General features: G+C 64.7%; 17 protein-coding genes and 1 pseudogene. 6 read left to right on the top strand and 12 right to left on the bottom strand.

Annotated features, from left to right (window positions below; all coding sequences use genetic code 11):
• A pseudogene (locus tag DY468_RS19480) lies at positions 1-249 on the bottom strand (GGDEF domain-containing protein); the annotation flags it as partial.
• Positions 250-622: 373 nt separating this feature from the next.
• Here DY468_RS19480 and DY468_RS19475 point away from each other — a divergent pair.
• Positions 623-823, top strand: a complete 201-nt coding sequence (locus DY468_RS19475) for a histone (RefSeq protein ID WP_164606470.1) — start codon at positions 623-625, stop codon at positions 821-823.
• Positions 824-1,034: 211 nt separating this feature from the next.
• Positions 1,035-1,397: a 6-carboxytetrahydropterin synthase QueD gene (queD, locus tag DY468_RS19470; protein ID WP_164606468.1), complete on the top strand. Its 363-nt coding sequence runs from the start codon at positions 1,035-1,037 to the stop codon at positions 1,395-1,397.
• 69 nt (positions 1,398-1,466) lie between these two features.
• Here queD and DY468_RS19465 read toward each other — a convergent pair whose 3' ends face one another.
• Together DY468_RS19465 and DY468_RS19460 are read right to left on the bottom strand one after the other, a co-directional pair.
• Positions 1,467-2,054 carry a hemerythrin domain-containing protein gene (locus DY468_RS19465; RefSeq protein ID WP_164606457.1) on the bottom strand — a complete coding sequence of 196 codons (588 nt, stop codon included), beginning with the start codon at positions 2,052-2,054 and terminating at the stop codon, positions 1,467-1,469.
• Between the two features lie 140 nt (positions 2,055-2,194).
• Complete coding sequence (locus DY468_RS19460; protein ID WP_164606454.1) at positions 2,195-5,095, bottom strand: heavy metal translocating P-type ATPase; 2,901 nt, start codon at positions 5,093-5,095, stop codon at positions 2,195-2,197.
• Positions 5,096-5,146: 51 nt separating this feature from the next.
• On the opposite strand from DY468_RS19460, the gene DY468_RS19455 reads away from it, so the two are divergent.
• Positions 5,147-5,422, top strand: a complete 276-nt coding sequence (locus DY468_RS19455; RefSeq protein WP_011157220.1) for a metal-sensitive transcriptional regulator — start codon at positions 5,147-5,149, stop codon at positions 5,420-5,422.
• Positions 5,423-5,452: 30 nt separating this feature from the next.
• Here the strand turns inward: DY468_RS19455 and DY468_RS19450 are convergent, their stop codons facing one another.
• The 8 genes from DY468_RS19450 to DY468_RS19415 all read right to left on the bottom strand — a co-directional run bounded on the left by DY468_RS19450 (position 5,453) and on the right by DY468_RS19415 (position 12,720).
• A complete protein-coding gene (locus DY468_RS19450) occupies positions 5,453-6,139 on the bottom strand; it encodes a hypothetical protein (protein ID WP_164606452.1) in 687 nt (228 codons plus the stop codon).
• 102 nt (positions 6,140-6,241) lie between these two features.
• The gene (gene hpaD / locus DY468_RS19445; protein ID WP_164606450.1) at positions 6,242-7,093 is read right to left on the bottom strand and encodes a 3,4-dihydroxyphenylacetate 2,3-dioxygenase; all 852 of its coding nucleotides are present in this window, start codon (positions 7,091-7,093) and stop codon (positions 6,242-6,244) included.
• A 26-nt stretch (positions 7,094-7,119) separates the two neighbouring features.
• Positions 7,120-7,662 carry a VOC family protein gene (locus DY468_RS19440; protein WP_164606447.1) on the bottom strand — a complete coding sequence of 181 codons (543 nt, stop codon included), beginning with the start codon at positions 7,660-7,662 and terminating at the stop codon, positions 7,120-7,122.
• Positions 7,663-7,816: 154 nt separating this feature from the next.
• Positions 7,817-8,119, bottom strand: a complete 303-nt coding sequence (locus DY468_RS19435; protein ID WP_164606445.1) for a preprotein translocase subunit YajC — start codon at positions 8,117-8,119, stop codon at positions 7,817-7,819.
• Positions 8,120-8,371: 252 nt separating this feature from the next.
• Entirely contained in the window at positions 8,372-9,721 is a 1,350-nt protein-coding gene (hemN, locus tag DY468_RS19430) for an oxygen-independent coproporphyrinogen III oxidase (RefSeq protein WP_164606442.1), read from the bottom strand.
• A gap of 29 nt (positions 9,722-9,750) precedes the next feature.
• Positions 9,751-10,461, bottom strand: a complete 711-nt coding sequence (bchJ, locus tag DY468_RS19425; protein WP_164606439.1) for a bacteriochlorophyll 4-vinyl reductase — start codon at positions 10,459-10,461, stop codon at positions 9,751-9,753.
• Complete coding sequence (gene bchE, locus DY468_RS19420; protein WP_164606436.1) at positions 10,433-12,133, bottom strand: magnesium-protoporphyrin IX monomethyl ester anaerobic oxidative cyclase; 1,701 nt, start codon at positions 12,131-12,133, stop codon at positions 10,433-10,435. The genes bchJ and bchE overlap by 29 nt, the downstream gene beginning before the upstream one ends.
• A gap of 158 nt (positions 12,134-12,291) precedes the next feature.
• The gene (locus tag DY468_RS19415; RefSeq protein WP_164606433.1) at positions 12,292-12,720 is read right to left on the bottom strand and encodes a hypothetical protein; all 429 of its coding nucleotides are present in this window, start codon (positions 12,718-12,720) and stop codon (positions 12,292-12,294) included.
• 220 nt (positions 12,721-12,940) lie between these two features.
• Here DY468_RS19415 and DY468_RS19410 point away from each other — a divergent pair, with 220 nt between their 5' ends.
• Both DY468_RS19410 and DY468_RS19405 read left to right on the top strand, forming a co-directional pair.
• Positions 12,941-13,681, top strand: a complete 741-nt coding sequence (locus DY468_RS19410) for a metallophosphoesterase family protein (protein WP_164606431.1) — start codon at positions 12,941-12,943, stop codon at positions 13,679-13,681.
• Between the two features lie 3 nt (positions 13,682-13,684).
• Entirely contained in the window at positions 13,685-15,124 is a 1,440-nt protein-coding gene (locus DY468_RS19405) for a bifunctional serine/threonine-protein kinase/universal stress protein (protein ID WP_164606428.1), read from the top strand.
• Positions 15,125-15,169: 45 nt separating this feature from the next.
• On the opposite strand, the gene DY468_RS19400 is transcribed toward DY468_RS19405, so the two are convergent.
• Positions 15,170-15,820: a BON domain-containing protein gene (locus DY468_RS19400; protein ID WP_164606426.1), complete on the bottom strand. Its 651-nt coding sequence runs from the start codon at positions 15,818-15,820 to the stop codon at positions 15,170-15,172.
• A gap of 389 nt (positions 15,821-16,209) precedes the next feature.
• On the opposite strand from DY468_RS19400, the gene DY468_RS19395 reads away from it, so the two are divergent.
• Positions 16,210-18,561 carry a phosphoketolase family protein gene (locus DY468_RS19395; RefSeq protein WP_164606424.1) on the top strand — a complete coding sequence of 784 codons (2,352 nt, stop codon included), beginning with the start codon at positions 16,210-16,212 and terminating at the stop codon, positions 18,559-18,561.
• Positions 18,562-18,622 lie beyond the last annotated feature (61 nt).

Genomic DNA, 18,622 nt, shown 5'->3' with positions numbered 1-18,622 from the left:
GTACATGCCCATGGCTGACAAACAGCAGGCGAAGACCACTAACGTTCCGCCGCCGATCAGCGAGAGTTCGACATTGATCACGACGCGAAGCATGCCGACGACGGAGCCGGTCGCGAGCACGAAGCACGCCGCCGTCATGTAGCGGGCCGGCGTGAAGTTCGGATAGTTGCGGGTGACGTGGACCCATACGAGGCCCAGCGAAACGAAATTGATCAGGAAGACGATCCACAGCGTCGGCATGCTCAACATGCGCGCCTCCGCCCGGTGGAGGTCGCCCACCCCCCGATTGCTATCTGTCGTCCGCCCATGACTACTCCCAAAGTTGAGCAGAGGGTGCGCCGCGAGCGTTTAACGGAATCTGATCATGCTTCGCAAAAATACGAGTTGGTTTTGAAACAGTGAACGGCGCCGCAGCATTGCAGTGACAACCGCTGTTCACTTCGCGTTAACGTTGAGTCATACGCGGAATGAGAGAACAATTGTGGATAACAACGCGAAATGTCTTCGTTAGCCGATAGAAGCGGCAGCGAATCTGTTCGGATCAAAATGGAGGCGGTTGCAAGATCGGCGAGCCCGGTCCCGTCTCGTGTGGAGTTAGTATCCATCAGCTCGAGAGGACGAGATGGCGAAGAAAGCCAAGAAGGCGAAGACCGTCGCTAAGGCCAAGAAGGCCAAGACGGTGAAGAAGGCCGCCAAGAAGGTCACGAAGAAGGCGACCAAGAAGGTCGCCAAGAAAGCGACGAAGAAGGCGACCAAGAAGACCGTGAAGAAGGCGCCGAAGACGGCCAAGAAGGCGAAGAAAGCCAAGAAGGCCAAGAAGTAACTGCTCCGGAGGCGCCCCGCGTGGGCGCCTCCGCCGGCCGCCGGCCAAGCAGCAGGCGGCTTGATCGTCGCCTCCCGGTGGGGCGGCTCTGCGAGCGGCGGGCTTGCCCGGCGGCGGTTTTGGGGGCATAGCCGGCTTCAAATGCGGCAACCGTTTTTATAGGTGCCGCCGACGTTCCGGCCGGCGCCCGCCGCCCCAACCCCCGAAACCGATGAAGATCACCCAAGCGTTCCGCTTCGAAGCCGCCCATTATCTGCCCAAAGTGCCGGAGACACACCGCTGCAAGCGGATGCACGGGCATTCCTATCGGGTCGAGCTGCAGCTCAGCGGTCCGGTCAATCCGGACACCGGCTTCGTACTGGATTTCTTCGAGATCGAGGCGGTGTTCGGGCCGCTGCTGAAGCGGCTCGACCATTATTGTCTCAACGATATCGAGGGGCTCGAGAACCCGACCGCGGAGAACATCGCGGTCTGGATCTGGCGTCGGACCAAGCCGGAGCTGCCGCAGCTTTCCGGCGTGCGCGTGTACGAGACCTCGGACTGCTGGGCAGACTACGCCGGCGAAGACGACTGATCTCGGGGCGGCGCTTCGGCCGCCCGATCCGGCTGGTCAGCGGACGATGTGCGCGGATCTCGGCGCCGATCAGGCGCGCACCGGCGCCTTGCTGCGTTCGGCCTCGGTCTCCTGCTCCCAGCGCAGAATGGTCGCATACAGATTCTGGAACTTGCCGGCGATCTCGCCGTCGAAGATCGGATCTTTGCGGTCGTCGATCCGAGCGTCGATCTTGGCCCAGTCTTCCGCCGTCAGCGTTTCGAGCGCGGCGGGGAACAGCAGTTGCTCTTCCTTCAGCATGTGACGGCGCTGGTGCTCGATGAAGTCGCGCGCGGCGGTGTGAAAGGTCTGCCGCGGCAGCTCCTGATCGGCGAGCACGTCGTCGACGACCTTGGCGAAATTCGCCAGCCGGTCGACTTCCAGTTCGTGTTCCTTCTCGATGTCGCCGACGGTTCCTGCCACCGCAGCATTGCGCTCCTTGAGGATGCGGTAGACGACGTCTTCCTTCGGATGATGGCAGGCCTCCGGGTACTCCTTGAAGTACTGGATGATCGCCTGGAAAATTTCGTAGTCGGGACGCTCGCGGCGATCGAACACGCTGAGCTCTCGTTCGAGCACGTCGAGCAGGCGCGCGATGTTGCGGTGCTCTTCGTTCAGCAATTCAATGATTCGTGACATGGCCGACCTCGATGTCGCTATCCGCAAACATGAATCGATCTGCGGCAAAACTACGCGACCGCAAAATACGTCCAATCGACCGTCGATCCTTGCGTTAGATCAACTGGACGCTGGCGGCTCTTAGTCGCAACCAGACCTCGTCACAACGCGGTCCGGCGCAATCGCAGCGCGTTGCCGATCACACTCACCGACGACAGCGACATCGCCGCGGCGGCGATGATCGGCGACAGCAGAAGGCCGAAACTCGGATACAAAATGCCGGCGGCGATCGGGATGCCGGCGGAGTTGTACACGAAGGCGAAGAACAGGTTCTGCCGGATGTTGCGCATTGTCGCCTGCGACAATTTCCGGGCGCGGACGATGCCGCCGAGATCACCCTTGAGCAGCGTGACGCCGGCGCTTTCCATCGCCACGTCGGTCCCGGTTCCCATCGCGATTCCGACATCCGCCGCAGCGAGCGCGGGGGCGTCGTTGACGCCGTCGCCGGCCATCGCGACGACGCGTCCCTGGCTGCGCAACTTCTCGACCACGGCGCTCTTCTGATCCGGCAGAACCTCGGCCTCGACATCGGTGATACCGAGCTTGCGGGCCACAGCGCTCGCGGTGACGCGGTTGTCGCCCGTCAGCATGATCGCCTTGATGCCTTCTTCGGCGAGCGCCTTCAGCGCCTCCGGCGTCGAGGGCTTCACTGCATCGGCGATCGAGAACAGGCCGGCGAGGCGGCCGTCGATTGCGACCTGAACCACGGTGTCGCCATCGCCGCGCAGCTCATCGGTCTTCGCCGAGAGCGATGCGGTGTCGATGCCGAGCGAGGCGAGATACGCCGGGTTGCCGATCACCACCGTGCGGCCCGCGACCCGGCCGGTCGCGCCCTTGCCGGTCGGCGCGTCGAAATCGGCGACGTCGCCGAGATCGAGGCTGCGCTGCTTGGCGGCGCGGACGATGGCGTCGGCGAGCGGATGCTCACTGGCGCGTTCGACGCTGGCGGCGAGCCGCAACAGCTCGGTCTCATCCATGCCGGCGGCCGTCACGACGGCCACGACGCTCGGCCGGCCTTCGGTGAGCGTGCCGGTCTTGTCGATCACCAGGGTGTCGATCTTCTCCATCCGCTCCAGCGCCTCGGCGTTGCGGATCAGGACGCCGGCCTGGGCGCCGCGGCCGACGCCGACCATGATCGACATCGGGGTGGCGAGGCCGAGGGCGCATGGGCAGGCGATGATCAGCACGCTGACGGCAGCGACCAGCGCGAAGGTCAGCCGCGGCTCCGGACCGAACGTCGCCCAGGCGGCGAAAGCGGCGATCGCGGCGAGCAGCACTGCCGGCACGAACCAGCCGGCGACCAGATCGGCGACGCGCTGGATCGGGGCGCGCGAACGTTGCGCCTGCGCCACCATCTGCACGATGCGCGACAGCATGGTGTCGCGGCCGACCTGATCGGCGCGCATCACGAAGCCGCCGGATTGGTTCAGCGTGCCGGCCACCACCTTGCCGCCGGTCTCGCGGCTCACCGGCATCGACTCACCGGTCACCAGCGATTCATCGAGCGTGCCGCGGCCTTCGACGATGGTGCCGTCGACCGGCACCTTCTCGCCGGGACGCACACGCAGCCTGTCGCCGACGCTGAGACCGTCGATCTCGACCTCGTGCTCGCTGCCGTCGGCCTCGATCTTGCGGGCGGTCTTCGGCGCCAGGCCGAGCAGCGCCTTGATGGCGCCGGAGGTGGCCTCACGGGCGCGCAGTTCGAGCACCTGGCCGAGCAGGACCAGGACGGTGATCACCGCCGCGGCTTCGAAGTACACCGGTACGGTGCCGCCATGGCCGCGGAACGCGGGCGGAAACAGTTGTGGCGCGATGGTCGCGACCAGACTGTAGATGTACGCCACCCCGGTGCCCATCGCGACCAGGGTGAACATGTTGAGGTTGCGCGTGACCACCGATTGCCAGCCACGCACGAAGAACGGCCAGCCAGCCCACAGCACGACGGGCGTCGCGGAGACGAGCTGAATCCAGTTCGACAGCGCCGGATCGATCAGGCCGTGACCGCCGACGAGATGGCCGCCCATTTCCAGCACCACAGCCGGCAGCGCCAGCACCAGGCCGATCCAGAACCGCCGCGTCATATCAACGAGCTCGGGATTGGGCGTGTCGTCGAGCGACACCAACTCCGGCTCCAGTGCCATGCCGCAGATCGGGCAGGTGCCGGGGCCGACCTGGCGGATCTGCGGATCCATCGGGCAGGTGTAGATCGTGCCTTCCGGCACGTCCACGGCCGGCTTGGCCTTGCTCTTGTCGAGATACGATACCGGATCGGCGGCGAACTTGGTCTGGCAGGCTTCGCGGCAGAAGTGATAGGTCGTGCCCTGGTAGGCGAAGCTGTGCTTGCTGGTGGCGGGATCGACCTTCATGCCGCACACCGGGTCGATCACCTTGCCGTCGTCGGCGCTGCCGTGATCATGACCTGCGTGATCGTGCGCTCCGCCGCAGCACGACGAACTGGCCGCCTTGGCCAGATAGCGCTGCGGGTCGGCCGCGAATTTCGTCCGGCAGCCGCCGCAGCAGAAGTGATAGGTGGTGCCGTTGTGCTCGAAGCTGTGCTTGCTGGTGGCAACGTCGACGGTCATGCCGCAAACCGGATCGACCGCCTTGGCGGGGGCGTGATCATGCGCATGGTCGCCATGGCCGCCGCAGCACGAGGACTTCGCCGGCAACTCCGTCAACTGATGCAGCTTCGGGGTTGTCTTCGGCGGCAGCGTGAACGGCGTCGCCGCCTTCGCCAGAACGCCTGCCGGATCGGCCACAAACTTATCGCGGCAGCCGCCGCAGCAGAAATAATAGGTCTTGCCGTCGTGATCGAAGCGATGCGCCGTGGTCGCCGGGTCGACGGTCATGCCGCAGACCGGGTCGATCGTCGCGGCCGGTGTCGCGGCGCTGGCGCCTCCGCCGCAGCAGGACGAGGTCGCCGGGGCGTTCGCTCCCTTCGATCCGCAGCAATCCGTGTTCTTGACAGAGGCGTCGTGCCCCGCATGCTCGCCGTCGCGCATCGCGTCACCCTGGCGCTTGTAACCCATACCGTGTAGGGGTATATATCCGACATGCACAAGGACATCAAGGCGTCGTGTCAAAAACGGCTGGGCAGGATCGAGGGGCAGGTGCGCGGAATCTCCAAGATGGTGGAGGAGGGGCGCTACTGCATCGACATCGTCACCCAGATATCAGCGGTCCGCGCCGCGCTGCGGCGGGTGGAGGAAGAAGTGCTGAAGGATCACGTCGCGCATTGCGTCGAACACGCGATCGCGAGCGGTGACAAGGCCGATCAGCGCCAGAAGATCGCGGAACTGATGGACGTGATCCAGCGCTCCGGTCGCTGAACGGGCGAGGTCGAGGGACAGAGCCGGCGCTCAGCGGCGTTCAGCGTTCGCAGTCGATGCGCCGAACAGCGAGGTCTTCACCGCGCTGAAGCCGGCCGATAGCTGCGTCAGTCCGCAGGACACCGGATCATTGCTGCTGCAGGCGTAGCGCGGCGGCTCCGGCGTGCGCCGACGCGCGGCCCGCCGTTTGTCCGCCCGTGCTTTCGCGCGGTCGGCTGCAACGCGCGCCTTTGGCTTATCGGTCGCCGGCTTGTCCGCCACCTGCCGCGGCCTGGGGAGCGGCGGCGACTCGATCGCCTGCTGCTGCTGTTGTTGCTGCTGAAGTGCGGCGATCTGCTGCTGCTTGGCGACAAACGCCGCGGCGATCATCTTGCGGCGGCGCTCGTCGAGATAGGCCGTATAAGCCTCGTCGATTTTGCGTAGTTCCTCCGGCGTCGGGTTTGGACCGGCGATGTCGAAACTGCGGTTCTGCATGAAGTCGTAATAGCTGTAACCGCCGCCGGGCTTGCGCCGCCCGGCGAATTTGGCGTCGCAATGCGATTGCAGCGTGGACTTGGCGTCGGCCGTGGTCGCCTTGGCTTCGCCCTTGGCGATGCACTCCTCGTAATCGATCGGGTCTTTGTTGGGCCACCACTGTGCATGGGCAGGCAACGCCGGCGCCGCGATCCCGATCAGGATCGCAAACTGAAGCACTCCGAGCTGTCGTCCTCCGGTCATGCCTGTCCCGCGGCTTGGGCGCTGATCTGTGCTGATTCCGCCGGGGCCGGAGCGGTTTGTCAAGGCGTCGCGGTGGTAGTGAGGGCTTCATACACCTGCAAATTAACTTACATGAAACTCGACATTAATCTGACCGCTGCCGCTGGAGGGGAAATAATCGCACAGCTGCTCGGCTTCGCCGGTGTAATCATCCCACCCGAGCGCGGCGAACAGCATCACGGTGTCGGCCATGCCGCCTTCGCCGTTACACTTCACCGCGTAGTCCGGAAGCATGGCGGTGAATTCGCGGTAACGTCGCGACTGCCAGAGTTCGAGCACCCGCAGATCGACCTGGCGGTTGAACTCGCTGGCGATCGTGGTCCAGGCGTCGGGGCCGAGATCCTTGTTCGGCCACAGCCGGTGCGACAGCGAGCCGGAGGCGAGGATCGCGACCTTCTCGTCCGAGGCGTCGATCGCGCGGCGGGTCGCTTCGCCGAGGATGCGGCTCTCCTCGATCGAGGTGAACAGCGGCGAAGCGAACGACACGACCTTGGCCCAGCCACTGGCGTTGAGATAGTGCATCGGCACGATGGTGCCGTATTCGAGCCCGAGCGTCGGCACCTGATGCGCCAGCACCTTGAGCCCGCGTCCCTGCGCTTCGGCCGCGATTGCCTGCGCCAAAGCCGGATCGCCCGGCAGGTCGTAACGCAGATCCTGGATCATATGCGGCGCTTCGTGGCTGGTGAACGAGCCGCGATGCTGCGCATTGGCGTTGATGTGATAACCGAAATTCGACAACCAATGGGTATCGAACACCACGAAGGTGGTGACCCCGCGCTGTGCGGCGCGGCGGCCGAGTTCGCGCAGCGCTGCGACCGCGCCGACGCGCGCTTGTCGCAGCGGGCTGTCGGAGGTCTCCGACAGCATCAGCGAGGGAACGTGACTGACCTTGGCCGCCAGCACCAGCTTGCCCATCGTGCAACTCCCGATTTCTGCTGGTGCTATTCGGCGTCGGCGAATTCTTTCTGGTGCAGCCATGCGGTGTGGCGCGGCGGCTTCTTGGTCTCCGCCCACTCGTCGACCATCGCGTGGGCAACGCTCTTCATCCGGGAGAGCTGTTCCGGCGTCGCGGTCCAGGTCGCGACTTCCAGCCTGTGGCCGCTGGGGTCACGGAAGTAGATCGACTTGAAGATGGTGTGGTCGGTCGGACCGACCACCTCGAGCCCTTCGGCTTCGGCGCGCTGCTTGGCCGCCATCAGCTTGTCGATGTCGTCGACCTGAAACGCGATGTGCTGGACCCAGTCCGGGGTGTTCGGATCGCGCCCCATCGGCGGTGAGTTCGGCAGTTCGAAGAACGCCAGGATGTTGCCGGCACCGGCATCGAGGAAGATGTGCATGTAGGGATCGGGTGCCTTGGTCGACGGCACCCTGTCTTCGGCGATGGCGCCGATCAGCTCCATCCCCATCACCCGCCCATAGAATGCGACGGTTTCCTTGGCATCCCGGCAGCGATAGGCGACGTGATGGATCTGTTGGATCTGCATGATGTCCTCCCGATTGTTTTGTGCATTTGATCCGCATTGGATCAAACGCTTCCGTCGGGAGGTTGACGTGGATCAACGATCCGGCCGTCGGCGCAGCGCGCCGGTCGGCAAGGCTGGCGCCGGCAGGCGGCCGGCGCGAGCGGGACAGTGCAGATCAGGCAGCGCGGTTATCGGCCAGGACCGACTCGCCGTGCTCGATGTGCTCGAGTTCCGAGAGCTTGGTCGTGGTCTTGCCGCGGCACGACCAGGAGATCTGGGCCTCGTCGCCATTGATCGACAGGATGATGCCGGTAGCGCCACCCTGTGTGGTGACTTCGTCGCCGACCGAGAACGTCTGGTTGGCGAGTGCGGCCTCGAGTGCGGCGCGCAGACAGTAGATTTCGCTGCCGGTAGCGGCGCGGAACGCAGCGGCGGCCTTGGCAACCATATCGTCGGTAACTTTGAGTTTGTGGGCCATTGCACGTACCTCGATTGGTCCGATCGTGGAGGGCTGCGACGTTGCCGACCCTCACGGGAGAACCACGCGGCGATTAGGCTGCTATATGTGGTAGTTTCCGTTAAAGATGCAGCTCCGTAACGATACTGAAGCCTGCTCCATTACCGTTGGCGGTAATAATCCACCCGGTAGCGGATTTGCAATTGAGCTGCATCAAAATGAAAACGCGCGCCGAAGCGCGCGTTGACGTAGTCGGTAAGATTGTAGGGCCGTTTACACGGCGATCGAGTGCCGAACCGACGAGTTGCGCAGGTAAGTATCAAACACCGATGCCACCACGCGCGACAGCCGGACGCCTTCGGGCGTGAGGGTCAGCTTGCTGCCGTTGCACACCACCGCGCCGTCGCGCTGCAATTCGGCGAGCGAATCCAGCTCCGGCGTGTACCAGTCGTCGGCGCAGCCGAACGCCTTGCCGGCGGCGGCGAGGTCGATCTTGCCGTCGCACATGATCCGTTCGATCACATGGGCGCGCAGATTGTCCTGCTGGGTCAGGGAATGGCCACGCGCCACCGGAATTTGGCCGGCAGCGACCGCGCGGGCCCAGGCGCCGGTTTCGCTGATGTTCTGCACATAACCGCTCGGGGTGCGCCCGATCGAGGTGGCGCCGAGGCCGATCAGAGTCTGCGCCGCGTCGGCGGTGTAGCCCTGGAAGTTGCGGTGCAGCTCACCGGTCTTGGCGGCGATGGCGAGCGAGTCGCCGGGTAGCGCGAAATGATCGATGCCAATGCGGACATAGCCGCCCTTGACCAGCGCTTCGGCCGCAGTGTCGGCCTGGGTCGCACGCAGCTCCGACTTCGGCAGCGAGTCGTCGGGGATCATCCGCTGGTTCTTGGCCACCCACGGCACATGGGCGTAGCCGAACAGCGCGACCCGGTCGGGCTTCATCTCGACGCATTGCTCGACGGTGCGGCGCAGGTCTTCGGCGGTCTGATAGGGCAGGCCGTAGATCAGGTCGAAGTTGATCCGTTCGACGCCGGCCGACTTGAACAACTGCATCGCGCGGGCGACCATTTCGGGCGGCTGGATGCGGTTGATCGCCTCCTGCACCTTCGGGTCGAATTCCTGCACACCGAAGCTGGCGCGGGTGAAGCCGAGCTCGCCGATCTTAGCGGCCATGTCTTCGGTCAGCGTGCGCGGATCGCTTTCGATCGCGATCTCGGCGTCGGGCAGGAATTCGAATCGCTCGCGCAGCAGCGTCATCACCGCGCCGAGATCCTGCGGATCGATCACCGTCGGGGTGCCGCCGCCGAAATGCAGATGGCGCACCGGCATCGTGCCGGGCAGGGCGTCGCCGACCAGATTGATCTCGTCGATCAGGCTGCTGACGTAATCGGCGACCGGGTCGTACTTCGCCGCCAGCTTCATGTTGCAGCCGCAGTACCAGCACATCTGCTTGCAGAACGGCACATGCAGATACAGCGAGATCGGCTCGTCGGTGTCGAGCTGGGCGAGCCAGCCGCGATAGATCGACTCCGGGAAGTCCTTGGCGAAATGCGGCGCGGTCGGATAGCTGGTGTAGCGCGGCACCGAGCTCTTGGCGTATTTGTCGAGGGCTGACGACATCGTCGTGATCTCTCTCATCGCCCCGCGGATCAACGCGCGGAAAGGGTTTCTGACTGACCTGCGATCGGCTTTGATCGTCGGCTGGCGTAAATGTTGGCGGCGTCCGGAATCGAGGTCCAGTCCGCCACGAAGCGACAGCAATCGTCGCCATGTGCTCCGCACGCCGTCTCGATCACCCGTGTATAGGGCGACACCAGCGACTGGAATAGCCGTTGAAATACGGAGGCGTGCCAGACGCAGACGTGGTGGTCGGCGTGTTCGCCGGCGCACAGCGGATTGGCGACAATCTCGAAGGTCACCGTCTTCCCCGCCTGCGCGGAGAATCTGCCGGAACCGGCGAAGGTCCAGGCGTGGGCGGTGATCGCCTTGGTCAGCATTCTGGCGGCGATCGAGGCCGGCATGATCTTCAGCACGGCCTGGGCCAGCTTCGGAATCCGGTTGGCCAGGATGTAGTCGCCGGTCCGCAGCCCCGCATCGGCGAGGATTTCGGCGGCCTGTTGTGGCGGCAAAACGCGCCGCACTGCCTGATGAATCGCCGCAACCGGACGTTCGTCGACCATCACCGACGGCGGCTCGGCGAGCCAGTCGCTCGCCGCCGCCTCGGAGAAGATCTCCTTCGCGGCCGGCTGGAGGCCGGCCGCGTCGAGGGCGTGGATCAGTTGGATGACGGCGTTGGGTCCGATCTCGGACACAGCCGGATGCGTCTCCACGTCAGTGACGGGTCGCCGAACCTGCGTCATGGGTCGTATCCACCATGCGGCTGGCGACGGTCTCGGCCAGCTTCTCCTGGGCGTGATCGCACTCGGTTTCCTGCATCTGCTCCGTACCGCCGCCGCAGGCCGAGACGATGGCCATCTGCGAGGCGGCCGCCTTGCGCGAGCGGTCGGCGTTGGCTTCCCAGTCCGCCATCTGGGCGTGCGAGATCTTGCGGGTGGTGTCGAAGTGGAAGTCGACCTTCTTCTTCGACTGCGGGCCCCAATAGCCGACCCGGCCGAGATCGTAGAACTTGCGCTCGAAGCCGGCCTTGAGGAACGCCTTCAGACAGCCGAGCAGATAGCGCCGCCGGCGTCCCGTTCCGGACCACGGATACGAGAAGAACGCCTTGTACATGTAGAACCGGCGATAGTTGTTCATCACCCGGTCGAGCAGCTCGCCGCGTTCCATCGCCGCCGGCTTCACGATCGGCGTGACGAAGTTGTACTTGGCGAAGTCGAACACTTCGACCTTGTCCGACAGCTCCTTGAACAGCGGCGTGAACGGCCACGGGGTGTACATCGACCAGTTGGCGAGGTCCGGCTTCCAGTCCATCGCCATGCGATAGGTCTCTTCCAGCGTCTCCGGGGTCTCGGAGTCGAGGCCGACGATGAACTGGGCTTCGACCACGATTCCGGCTTCGCGGAGCAGGCGGATCGCCTTCTTGTTGTCGGAGATCTTGGTCTCTTTGTTGAACAGGTCGAGCTTGAGCTGGGCCGCCGCTTCGGTGCCGAGCGAGACGTGCATCAGGCCGGCTTCGTTGTAGAACTTCAGCAGCTGCTCGTCGCGCAGGATGTCGGTGACGCGGGTGTTGATGCCCCACTGCACCTTCTTGTTCAGGCCGCGCGCAATCAGCTCCTCGCAGAACTGGATGAACTTCTTGCGGTTGATGGTGGGCTCTTCGTCGGCCAGGATGAAGAAGCCGACATCGTACTTCTCGACCAGCTCCTGGATCTCGTCGACCACCTTCTTCGGGTCGCGGACGCGGTAGTCGCGCCAGAACTTCCACTGCGAGCAGAACGAGCAGGTGAACGGGCAGCCACGCGCCATGTTGGGGATGGCGACGCGGGTGTTCATCGGAATGTAGCGATACAGATTCCAGTCGAGCACGCCCCAGTCCGGCTTGATCGCGTCGAGATCCTTGACGGTCGGCGCTGCGGCGGTCGCGACGATCTGGCTCTCGCCGTTGGAGCCCTCGGTGTAGGCGAGGCCCTTGATCTCGGAGCGGTTGGCCGGCCAGTTGCCCGAGGCAACGGCGCGCGCCAGCTCGACGACGATCTCTTCGCCCTCGCCGCGGACGATGACGTCGACCCACGGCGCTTCGCTCAGCACCTGCTGATACATGAAGGTCGCGTGCACGCCGCCGAGCATGGTGACGACCTTGGGATTGATCTGCTTGGCGATCTTCAGCGCCTCTTCGGCCGCATAGATCGACGGCGTGATCGAGGTCGCGCCGACCAGATCGGGCTGATAGTCGGAGATGATCTTGGCGAGGCCTTCACTCGAGATGTCCTCGGTCATCGCGTCGACGAATTTGATGTCGTCGAAACCGTTGGCCCTCAGCGCACCGGCCAGATAGGGGGCCCATGCCGGCGGCCAGTGGCCGGCGATCTCTGCGCCACCGGAATGATAATTCGGGTGAATGAGAAGGATGCGCACTGACTTTCTCCCATGATTGTCAAGAAACGATGACATAAGGCCTGTCAAGGATGCTTGACGCAGATCAAACGAATGGTGCTTTGGTACTCAGCAGCGCGCGATCCGCGCCGCTGCCGCTAACAGGTTGCGGCCGAAGGTGGCCGCGCAGGTGTGAGGGGTTACGTCTCCGCGACGAAGTTGGCGTCCTGCCGAAGGGCGTCCAACGTGTCGACGTTTAGGCAATAGCTCTGATAAGCAGGCACCAGAGTGCCCGCTGCGATGTCGGCATCGCATTCCTGCTTGTGCTCGCAGACCGCGCAGGTCCGACGGAGATCGTTTAGTAACATCGGCTCCTTTTCGGCCAGCGCGCGGATGCTGATCCGCAGCGCTTCGAGCAGGCATGGCAATTCCTTGGCGCTGCTGCCCTTGGTCGCGAGAGAGCGAACTTCCGCGGGCGACAGGCCGAGATCCTTGACCATGTTGGCCATCGCCCGACCGAAGGCTTCCAGTTCGCTCGGGCTGCCGGCGATCTCTTCCCACTCCTTGACGACGTCGGCGACAGCTTCGGTCATGGGCGCGGTTCTTGTCGGCTTGCCGGGTGCGGTCATGATCGCCTCCAACGCAACTCACCGCGCGATATACTCACACAAGCCGTCTTGCCCCATTGCGCTGGATCAACGAGTGCAACGCGGTTGCGATCGATCAAAGACAGGCCGTAAACTGCGGATGCGCCGCACAAAAACAGTCTGATACGAAACCGCCGGCGGCGCTGCGACGAGGAACGGGAGCTGGCCTTTTCGGGGGCTCGAGGAAGTGGGAGGGAGCGCGGTGCTGCTGGGGCTATTCGCCGACATTCACGCCAATCGGCCGGCGTTCACCGCATGCCTTGCCGATGCGCGTCAGCGCGGCATCGAGCGCGTCGTTCTGCTCGGCGATTACGTCGGCTACGGCGCCGATCCGGACTGGTCGGTCGACACCGTGCGCGCGCTGGTGGCGGACGGCGCGGTGGCCGTGCTCGGCAATCACGATGCTGCGATCGGGCAGACCCGCGTACAGATGAACGCCGAGGCCGAAGCGGCGATCGAGTGGACACGCGGGCAGCTCGATTCGGCCCAGCGCAAGTTTCTCGCAGAGCTGCCGATGCGCCACGAGGAGCACAGCCTGCTGTTCGTGCATTCTGAAGCGACCCGGCCCGACGCCTGGATCTATGTCACCGACACCGCGGTCGCGTCGCGCAGCATGCAGACGGTGTCGGCTCACGTCACCTTCTGCGGTCACGTCCACAAGCCGGCGCTGTATTCGCTTTCGGTCACCGGCAAGATGACCACTTTCGTGCCGACCCCCGACATTCCGGTGCATCTGCTGCCGGGGCGGCAGTGGCACGCGGTGCTGGGCTCGGTCGGGCAGCCGCGCGACGGCAACCCGGCGGCGGCCTATGCGCTGTACGACACGGTCAAGCACGAGCTGACCTATTGCCGGGTCGCCTATGACGCCGCCGATGCGGCGGAGCGGATTCGCGCCAACGGTCTGCCGCCCTGGCTGGCCGATCGCCTGCTGGTGGGGCGCTAAACGATGGATCAGGCCACGTTCGAGCCCGGCTCGACGCTCGATGGTTTCATCATCGAGGAAGCGATCCATCGCGGCGGCATGGCGACGCTGTTCAAGGTGCGCCGCGACGACGACCCGATGCCGATGGTGATGAAGACGCCGCGGATCGGCGAGGGGGAGGACCCGGCGGCGATCGTCAGCTTCGAGATGGAGCAGATGCTGATGCCGCGGCTGTCCGGGCCGCACGTCCCGAAATTCATTGGGATGCAGGACTTCGCCAGCCATCCCTACATCGTGATGGAGCGGATCGCCGGCGAACCGCTGCTGGCGCGGCTGCCCGAGCTGCCGCTGCCTTACGACGAGGCTGTGGCGATTGCCGCCAAGATCGCCGGCGCGATCGCCGATCTGCATCGCCAGCACGTTATCCATCACGACATCAAGCCGAGCAACATCATGTTCCGCCCGACCGGCGAGGCGGTGCTGCTCGATATGGGGCTGGCCTGCAGCGATCAGTTGCCCGACCTGATGCAGGAGGAATTCCGGCTGCCGTTCGGCACCGCGCCCTATATGGCGCCGGAGCGGCTGCTCGGCGTGCGCGACGAGCCGCGCAGCGATCTGTTTGCGCTCGGCGTGCTGCTGTATTTTTTTACCACCGGCGTGCGACCGTTCGGCGAGACCGAGACGATGTACGGCATGCGCCGCCGGCTGTGGCGCGATCCGCATCCGCCGCGCAAGCTGCGGCCCGACTATCCGCCGTGGCTGCAGGAGATCGTGTTGCGCTGCCTGGAGATCGAGCCGGCGTGGCGCTACCCGACCGCGGCGCAGCTCGTATTCGATCTCACCCACCCGGCCGAGGTGAAGCTGACCACGCGCTCCGAGAAGCTGAAGCACGATCCGCTGCGCACCGTGTTGCGGCGACGTTTCAACAAGGAGCTGACACGGCCGCGCGCGGTGGAGTCGATGGCGGCGCATCTGGCGTCGGCGCCGATCGTGGCGATAGCGATCGACGTCGCCGAAGGTTCGCCGGCGCTCAACGACGCGCTTCGCGTCACCGCCTCGCGCATCCTCGCCACCCTGCCGTCGGCGCGGCTCGCCTGCCTCAACGTCCTCAAGCTCGGCCGCATGACGATCGACCGGACCCTCGACGAGCATGGCCACAACAAGCACGTCGATCGACTGGTGCAACTCAGGCATTGGGCCGAGCCGCTGAAGCTCGAAGACGACCGTCTCACCGTGCATGTGCTCGAAGCGGTCGATCCGGCGTCGGCGATTCTCGAATTCGCCCAAGCCGGCCGCGTCGATCACATCCTGATCGGCGCGCGGCGCAGCTCGGTGCTGCGCTCGCTGCTCGGCAGTGTCTCGGCCAAGGTCGCGAGCGAAGCGGGCTGCACCGTCACCATCGTGCGCGAGGCCCAGCCGGCGCCGCCGCGCAGCGCGCCGCGACCGGCGGTGCAGGAGGGTTGATCCCGCGCCGGGAAGCGCGACGCGTTCGGCTTCGCGAAGCCCAACTCAGTTGATCATCAGACGGTCATCGACCGCTGCTACGCCGGGGGTCGACCATGCGGCATTTTGCGCCGCGCGGCGTTCGTCCCAGGTGTCGACCCGGCCTTCCAGGATCACGATGTTGCCGTTCTTCACCGTGACACGGATGCTCTTCGATCCGATCTCGGCGTGGCGGCGCAGCGCCGACTCGATCTTGGCGCGGATGCAGGAATGATCGGCCAGCGGATTGTTGATAACGATGTTGTTGGTGACGCCCATCACGCCGGCGAGTTTGCGGACGTCGTCCTCTGCGGCGGCTCGCTCGAAGTGCCAGTCGACCGTGCCGCTCAACGTCAGCCAGCCGTTCTCGACCTGCACCTCGACAGCGCTGGCGGGCACCAGCACATTCCATTCCAGCAGATCACAGGCCCGCTGCGCGATCTGATCGTCCGCGGTTCGATGGAACGGATAGCGGACTTCGATGTGATCGACGATGGCGTGCGCGCCCTTGACGCGACGCGTCGCCGCGACCGCTGCGACCTTCTCGGCATAGCTGATGACGTGACCACTGAGGATCACTCTGCCGTTCTCGACAGCGACCTTGATGTGGCCGCTGTTGAAGCTCGGATCGAATTCGAACTCGTCAAGGATGTTTTGACGAAGCTGGGACTCGGACATTCGTGGCCTCGAGAGTACCGCTACGCTGACGCGCGGCATCTTGGTGTCTCGTCCTACAAACACATTGATCAGAATCAACAACGAGACACCGCCGCGATTGATCCGCATCAAATATCGTGCCGGTTCGCCCGCTGCGGCACGCTGTTCGGCGTCGATGCATGTCTCGCATGCGCGCGAAGCGATCGTCGCGACAGTTGCTGCAGGAACGCTCACATTGCGTAGCGTTCGCGCATGACTATGTCACGCAATGCTGACATTGTTTGCGTCCATCATCGCCGTGCGCGGGGGCGCGCCGCGCCGAGCCGACGTGGAAGCAAACCCGCCTGCGGGACAAGTCCCCGCACCAGCGCCAATCCGGCGCACACCTGCCCGATAATCTGGAGATGATGATGTCCGACGTATTGTCCAAAGATCTGTTGCAGAAGATGGACGCCTATTGGCGCGCCGCCAACTATCTGTCGGTCGGACAGATCTATCTGCAGGACAATCCGCTACTCGAGCAGAAGCTGCAGCTCGAACACATCAAGCCGCGCCTGCTCGGACACTGGGGGACGACCCCCGGCCTCAACATGCTGTACGTGCATCTCAACCGGCTGATCACCGCGCACGACCTCGACATGATCTACATCATCGGACCAGGCCACGGCGGGCCGGGCCTGGTCGCCAACGCGTATCTGGAAGGGACCTACACCGAGCGCTATCCGGCGATCGAGCGCAGCCGCAACGGTATGCAGCGGCTGTTCCGGCAGTTCTCCTGGCCGCACGGCGTGCCGAGCCATGTCTCGCCGGAAACGCCCGGCTCGATTCACGAAGGTGGTGAACTCGGCTACTCGCTGGCGCATGCGTTCGGCGCCGCGTTCGACAATCCGAACCTGATCGTCGCCTGCGTGGTCGGCGACGGCGAAGCCGAGACCGGCGCGCTGGCGACGAGCTGGCACTCCAACAAGTTTCTCAATCCGGCGCGCGACGGCGCGGTGCTGCCGATCCTGCATCTGAACGGCTTCAAGATCGCCAACCCGACCGTATTGGCGCGGATCACGCCGCAGGAGCTGACCGATCTGATGCGCGGCTACGGCTACGAGCCGCACATCGTCGAAGGCGACGATCCGGCGATGGTGCATCAGACATTGGCCGCGACGCTGGAGCGCGTGCTCGGCGAGATCAAGGACATTCAAGACAAAGCGCGCCATCACGGCGCGACCGAGCGGCCGCGCTGGCCGATGATCGTGCTGCGCACGCCGAAGGGCTGGACCGGTCCCAAGCAGGTCGACGGCAAACCGGTCGAAGGCACCTGGCGCGCCCATCAGGTGCCGATCGCCGACTTCAAGAGCCCCGAACATCTGACGCTGCTCGAAGACTGGATGCGCAGCTATCGCCCTGAAGAGCTGTTCGACGCCACCGGGAAGCTGCGCGACGAACTGCAGGCGCTGGCGCCGACCGGCCGCCGCCGAATGAGCGCCAATCCGCACGCCAATGGCGGCGAGCTGTTGGAGCCGTTGTCGCTGCCGGATTTCCACGACTACGCGGTGACGCTGGCCGGGCCGGGCTCGCTGAAGGCGGAAGCGACGCGAGTGCTCGGCACGTTCCTGCGCGACGTGATGAAGAACAGCCTCGAGAGCGAGAACTTCCGGCTGTTCGGTCCGGACGAGACCGCGTCGAACCGGCTCGACGCGGTGCTGCAGGTCTCGCCAAAGGAGTGGATGGCGGCGATCGAGGATGTCGACGTCAATCTCGGCCCCGACGGCCGTGTGATGGAGGTGCTCAGCGAGCATCTGTGCCAGGGCTGGCTCGAAGGCTATCTGCTGACCGGCCGCCACGGATTCTTCTCGTGCTACGAGGCTTTCATCCACATCGTCGACTCGATGTTCAATCAGCACGCCAAATGGCTGAAGGCCTGCGCCACGATCCCGTGGCGGAAGCCGATCGCGTCGCTGAACTATCTGTTGACGTCGCACGTCTGGCGCCAGGATCACAACGGCTTTTCGCACCAGGATCCCGGCTTCATCGATCACGTCGCCAACAAGAAAGCGAACGTGGTGCGGATCTATCTGCCGCCGGATGCCAACTGTCTGCTGTCGGTGGCCGACCACTGTCTGCGCAGCCGCAACTACGTCAACCTGATCGTTGCCGGCAAGCAGCCGGAGTGGCAGTGGCTCGACATCGACGCCGCCGTTCGGCACTGCACGACAGGAGCCGGGATCTGGCATTGGGCCAGCGACGAGGGCGAGCCCGATGTGGTGATGGCCTGTGCGGGCGATGTGCCGACGGTGGAGACCCTGGCGGCGGTGACGCTGCTGCGCCAGTACGTCCCGGACATCAAGATCCGCGTCGTCAACGTGGTCGACCTGATGGTGCTGCAGCCGAGCTCCGAGCATCCGCACGGTATGGACGATCGCCGCTTCGACGAGCTGTTCACCACCGACAAGCCGGTGATCTTCGCCTTCCACGGCTATCCCTGGCTGATCCACCGGCTGACCTACCGCCGCCGCAACCACGTCAACATCCATGTCCGCGGCTACAAGGAGGAGGGCACCACCACGACGCCGTTCGACATGGTGGTGCTGAACGATCTCGATCGTTATCGGCTGGCGCTCGACGCGATCCTGCGCGTTCCGCGGCTTGCCGACCAGCGTGACGTCGCCACCGCGCGCTACTGGGCGACCATCCAGCGCCACAAGCTGTATGTCGGCGAGCACGGCGACGACATGCCGGAAGTGCGCGATTGGCGCTGGTCGGCCTGATCCGCTCACGAACCGGCCGGCGCGATCCTGACAATTGCGCCGGCCCGGTCAAGCAGCCGTC

The organism is Rhodopseudomonas sp. BR0M22 (assembly GCF_010907035.1).
GTDB lineage: Bacteria > Pseudomonadota > Alphaproteobacteria > Rhizobiales > Xanthobacteraceae > Rhodopseudomonas.
This window is presented reverse-complemented; position numbering and strand designations above follow the sequence as displayed.

Bases quoted from the DNA above. Each gene is read 5' to 3' on its own strand.
- DY468_RS19455 (WP_011157220.1), top strand. From the start codon at position 5,147: ATGCACAAGGACATCAAGGCGTCGTGTCAAAAACGGCTGGGCAGGATC.
- DY468_RS19460 (WP_164606454.1), bottom strand. From the start codon at position 5,095: ATGCGCGACGGCGAGCATGCGGGGCACGACGCCTCTGTCAAGAACACG.
- DY468_RS19435 (WP_164606445.1), bottom strand. From the start codon at position 8,119: ATGGCCCACAAACTCAAAGTTACCGACGATATGGTTGCCAAGGCCGCC.
- queD (WP_164606468.1), top strand. From the start codon at position 1,035: ATGAAGATCACCCAAGCGTTCCGCTTCGAAGCCGCCCATTATCTGCCC.
- bchJ (WP_164606439.1), bottom strand. From the start codon at position 10,461: ATGACGCAGGTTCGGCGACCCGTCACTGACGTGGAGACGCATCCGGCT.
- DY468_RS19405 (WP_164606428.1), top strand. From the start codon at position 13,685: ATGGATCAGGCCACGTTCGAGCCCGGCTCGACGCTCGATGGTTTCATC.
- DY468_RS19415 (WP_164606433.1), bottom strand. From the start codon at position 12,720: ATGACCGCACCCGGCAAGCCGACAAGAACCGCGCCCATGACCGAAGCT.
- DY468_RS19400 (WP_164606426.1), bottom strand. From the start codon at position 15,820: ATGTCCGAGTCCCAGCTTCGTCAAAACATCCTTGACGAGTTCGAATTC.
- DY468_RS19450 (WP_164606452.1), bottom strand. From the start codon at position 6,139: ATGACCGGAGGACGACAGCTCGGAGTGCTTCAGTTTGCGATCCTGATC.
- DY468_RS19395 (WP_164606424.1), top strand. From the start codon at position 16,210: ATGTCCGACGTATTGTCCAAAGATCTGTTGCAGAAGATGGACGCCTAT.
- DY468_RS19465 (WP_164606457.1), bottom strand. From the start codon at position 2,054: ATGTCACGAATCATTGAATTGCTGAACGAAGAGCACCGCAACATCGCG.
- hpaD (WP_164606450.1), bottom strand. From the start codon at position 7,093: ATGGGCAAGCTGGTGCTGGCGGCCAAGGTCAGTCACGTTCCCTCGCTG.
- hemN (WP_164606442.1), bottom strand. From the start codon at position 9,721: ATGTCGTCAGCCCTCGACAAATACGCCAAGAGCTCGGTGCCGCGCTAC.
- DY468_RS19475 (WP_164606470.1), top strand. From the start codon at position 623: ATGGCGAAGAAAGCCAAGAAGGCGAAGACCGTCGCTAAGGCCAAGAAG.
- DY468_RS19440 (WP_164606447.1), bottom strand. From the start codon at position 7,662: ATGCAGATCCAACAGATCCATCACGTCGCCTATCGCTGCCGGGATGCC.